The following is a 3,549-nucleotide window of genomic DNA, read 5'->3' on the forward strand; positions in this document are numbered from 1 at the left end:
CCCGGGTGGTGGGCCAGAAGCGGAGCGATCATGTCTGTCATGTTCGGGAGGCCGTTGGATCGGGGAGGCCGACCGGGAGGCCTGGCTGGCCCGGCTTGCAGGAGAGCCGGGTGACCATCATTCGGGTGCTACTGCTCGGTGATGAAAAAGTACGGACGGCCACTCGTCGGCGCGTCCCCGGATAGCCTTGAGACCCCGGTATCTCACCGGGCAGTCCCCCTTCGCTACTCATAACGAGGTCTTCCGTGCCCACCGGCAGAGTCAAGTGGTTCGACGTCGACAAGGGCTTTGGCTTTCTCAGCCGTGACGACGGCGGTGATGTTTTCGTCCACAAGGCCGCGCTCCCACCCGGTGTGGACGGGCTCAAGCCCGGTGACCGGGTCGAGTTCGGGGTTGCCACGAGCCGCCGTGGCGACCAGGCGTTGTCGGTGCGGCTGCTCGCGGCTCCACCGTCGGTGACGAAGGCCGCCGCGCAGGCGGCGCGGCGCAGCCCGGACGAGCTCCACAGCATGGTCGAAGACATGATCAAACTGTTGGACGAGGTGCAGGGCTCGTTGCGGCGGGGGCGCTATCCGGACCGGCGCACGGCCCAGAAGGTGGCGAAGGTCGTCCACGCGGTCGCCGACGAGTTGGAGGTCTGATCGCCTGACGGCCGCTCCTCGCGGCGGGCCGCCGTCCTTCGCCCCAGAATTCCGAGGCCGGGGCCGGGCTCCGGCCTCGCTACGGATCGGTTCTGGTGCGGATCGGTTCTGGTGCGGATCGGCTTCGCTACGGATCAGCGCAAGGGGGCAGGCAGGGCCGGGACGAGGCCCGCGGCGACCGCGCGGCCCAGCAGGGCCTCGGCCGCCGCGTAACCCTCGTCGCCGAGTTGCAGGGTGTAGTCGTTGACGTACAGACCGATGTGGGCGTCCGCCACGTCCGGGTCCATCTCCTGAGCGTGGTCGAGGACGTAGGAGCGCGACGCCTCCGGGTCGGCGAACGCGGCGGCCACGCTCGCCCGTACCACCGCCGACAGCGCGGCGCCGTCGAGGTGACGACGCCCCAGGACGGCCCCGAGCGGGATCGGCAGGCCGGTCTCGGACTCCCACCAGTCGCCGAGGTCGGCGATGGCGGTCAGGCCGAAGGACGGATAGGTGAACCGGGATTCGTGGATCACCAGGCCGGCGTCGTACCGCCCGTCCCGCACCGCCGGCATGATCTTCTCAAAGGAGAGGACGTCGATCTCGCTCACCCCGCGTCCCTGCGCCCACAGGCGGAACAGCAGGTAGGCGGTGGTGCGCATGCCAGGGATCGCGACGCGGGCGCCACGCAGGCCGGCCTGGCCGGCGGTCAGCACGAGCGGCCCGCAGCCGCGTCCGAGCGCGCTGCCGGCCGACAGCAGCTGGTAGGAGCCCAGCAGCCAGGGCAGGGCCGCGTAGGAGACCTTGACGACGTCATCGAGGGCGTCGGCGGCGCGGCTGTTGAGCACGTCGATGTCGGCGAAGGTCACCGTGACCGGGGTGCCGTCCCCGACCAGCCCGTGCGTGAGCGCGTGGAAGGCGAACGTGTCGTTCGGGCACGGAGAGATCGCCAACGACAGCGGGACCGGCAGGGACGGTGGCGACGTCGGGATCACCGTCGGGATCGTCGACGTGCCGGTCCCGGTGTCGGTCCCGCTGCCGGTCACGACGTGCCGCCCGGGGCTGGTCCTGTCGCTCCCGCGGGCCCGGCAGGTCTGACCAGCCCGGCTGGTCTGGCAGGGCCGGCTGGTCTGGCCGGGCCGCCGGAGCCGGAGCCGGTGGCGCGCAGGGCCGCGGTGAGGGTGTCGATGCCGGCGGTGAGGGCAGCCGCCGCGGCGCTCAGCCCGGCCAGGGCACCCGGCACGTCCCAGCTGGCCCGGTCACGGCGCCCGACCGCGTTACTGATCGCGCGGATCTCGGCGAAGGGCGTGCCGTACACCGCCGTCGCGACCGCGACCGCGTACCCCTCCATCGCCTCGGCGGCCGGGCCGAAACGCAGCGCCAGGGCCGCGGCCCGCCGCTCGGTTCCGGTGATCGTCGAGACGGTCAGCACCGGTCCGGTCCGCACCGGGCGCCCGGTGCCGGCGAGGACGCTGGTGAGGGCCTGGCTGATCTCCTCGCGGGGGGTCAGCGTGGAGGCTCCGAGCCCGAGCTGTTCCAGGGTGAGGAAGTCGCCGGACGCCGGCGCGGGTGGCTGTCCCGGTTCGCCGGGCGGGGCGTCGACGCCGGATTCCGCGCCGAGGTCCGCGGCGATCAGTTCGTCCGCGACGACCAGGTCGCCGATGTCCGCGCGGCCGGCGAAACCGCCCGCGATCCCGAAGGAGACGACCAGGTCGAACGGCTCCCCCGTGGCCTGGGCGGTGGCGAGCGCGGTGGCGGTGCCGGCGGCCGCGGCGGGGCCGGCGGCACCGGCGGCGAGGACGGTCACCGGGCCGGAGCGGCGTCCCAGGTAGGGGCCGATCCGCACGGCGGTCAGGAGCTGGCGGTCCCACGACGGCGGCGAACCGCGCGACAGCCTGCCCGCACCGGCGGCAGCGGCGGGGCCGCTACCCGTGCCGATGGTGGGCCGGGGCCGCCATGGCCCCATCATTCCGGCGCAGACGGCGTCCGCCTCGGCTGCCATCGCGGTGACGAGCAGTATGCGGCTCACGCGGCCGCCTGCGGGGCGGTCGACGGATGGTCGCGGACCGGGCGTGCCACGGCCGGGCCTGTGCCGTCGGGACGTGCCGTGCCGCCGCCCGGGCCGGTGCGGGCGAGGCTGACAGGACTGGGGCTCATCGGGCTACGGCTGGACGACGAGCCGGAACGGCCAGCTTCCGGAGGCCTGCTCGGAGCCGGTGTGCGGGGCCTGGAAGACGGTCAGGTTCACCTCGCCGCGCCCGTCCGGCACGGACAGCCGGTAGTGGGGCTCGGTGATGACGTCGGTGATCCGGGTGTCGTTGGACGCCAGGAAATATCCCTTGTCGGCGATCGACTTCGCGACGTCGATGTTGACGACCGACCCGGGGACGGCGTGCAGGACCGGCGCCTGGTACTTGTCGTTTTTGATCACTGTGCCGTCGCGGTCGTACTGGGCGGCGTGCGCCTGCACGAAGTTGTCGCCGGACTGCAGCGTCACCAGCGGGGTCGGCTTGTCGCAGCCGGTGAGCACCAGGACCAGCGCGCCGAGGAGGCCGAGCACGACGGGGCGTCGCCGCCGGGTGCGGAAAAGTAGCCGAGATGCGGACACGATCGGAGGTTACCGTTCCCGACGGTCGGACGCCGGCCTGCTCGCGATCCTCCGGGTGGGTTGTCGGTCTCAACCCGCCTGCTCAGCGGCCCGGCCTCGGCCATGAGCCGCCGGCGCTCCCGGCCGCCGGTATCGCCTGATCACCTTTCGGGATTATTCCGACCGGCTGGAACCGCGCTCCCACCAGCGCCGGACGGGTGACCGCGGCACGGTGGGGGCGTCGGGCGCGGCGGGTGGGCGCGGCACGGCCGGGGCCTGCGGCAGGGTCGGTGGCAACGTCGGGTGCTGTGGCAGGGCTCGTGGCAGGGCCGGGTGCTGCGG

The 3,549-nt window shown here is 73.2% G+C and carries 5 protein-coding genes; 1 reads left to right on the forward strand and 4 read right to left on the reverse strand.

From position 1 onward, the window contains the following. Positions 1-245: 245 nt before the first annotated feature. The gene (locus AC5LUJ_RS23090; RefSeq protein WP_250289564.1) at positions 246-641 is read left to right on the forward strand and encodes a cold-shock protein; all 396 of its coding nucleotides are present in this window, start codon (positions 246-248) and stop codon (positions 639-641) included. Between the two features lie 134 nt (positions 642-775). Here the strand turns inward: AC5LUJ_RS23090 and AC5LUJ_RS23095 are convergent, their stop codons facing one another. The 4 genes from AC5LUJ_RS23095 to AC5LUJ_RS23110 are packed head-to-tail and all read right to left on the reverse strand — an operon-like array spanning position 776 to position 3,228. Continuing rightward, positions 776-1,615: a 1,4-dihydroxy-6-naphtoate synthase gene (locus tag AC5LUJ_RS23095; RefSeq protein ID WP_493465762.1), complete on the reverse strand. Its 840-nt coding sequence runs from the start codon at positions 1,613-1,615 to the stop codon at positions 776-778. A gap of 47 nt (positions 1,616-1,662) precedes the next feature. Beyond that, positions 1,663-2,649, reverse strand: a complete 987-nt coding sequence (mqnB, locus tag AC5LUJ_RS23100; protein ID WP_250282783.1) for a futalosine hydrolase — start codon at positions 2,647-2,649, stop codon at positions 1,663-1,665. Then, positions 2,646-2,777, reverse strand: coding sequence for a hypothetical protein (locus tag AC5LUJ_RS23105; protein WP_445548183.1), 132 nt, complete (start codon positions 2,775-2,777; stop codon positions 2,646-2,648). The genes mqnB and AC5LUJ_RS23105 overlap by 4 nt, the downstream gene beginning before the upstream one ends. Positions 2,778-2,781: 4 nt before the next feature. After that, on the reverse strand, positions 2,782-3,228 hold the full coding sequence (locus AC5LUJ_RS23110; protein ID WP_250282784.1) for a hypothetical protein: 447 nt from the start codon (positions 3,226-3,228) through the stop codon (positions 2,782-2,784). Positions 3,229-3,549 lie beyond the last annotated feature (321 nt).

It is taken from the genome of Protofrankia sp. CiP1_Cm_nod3 (assembly GCF_982290655.1).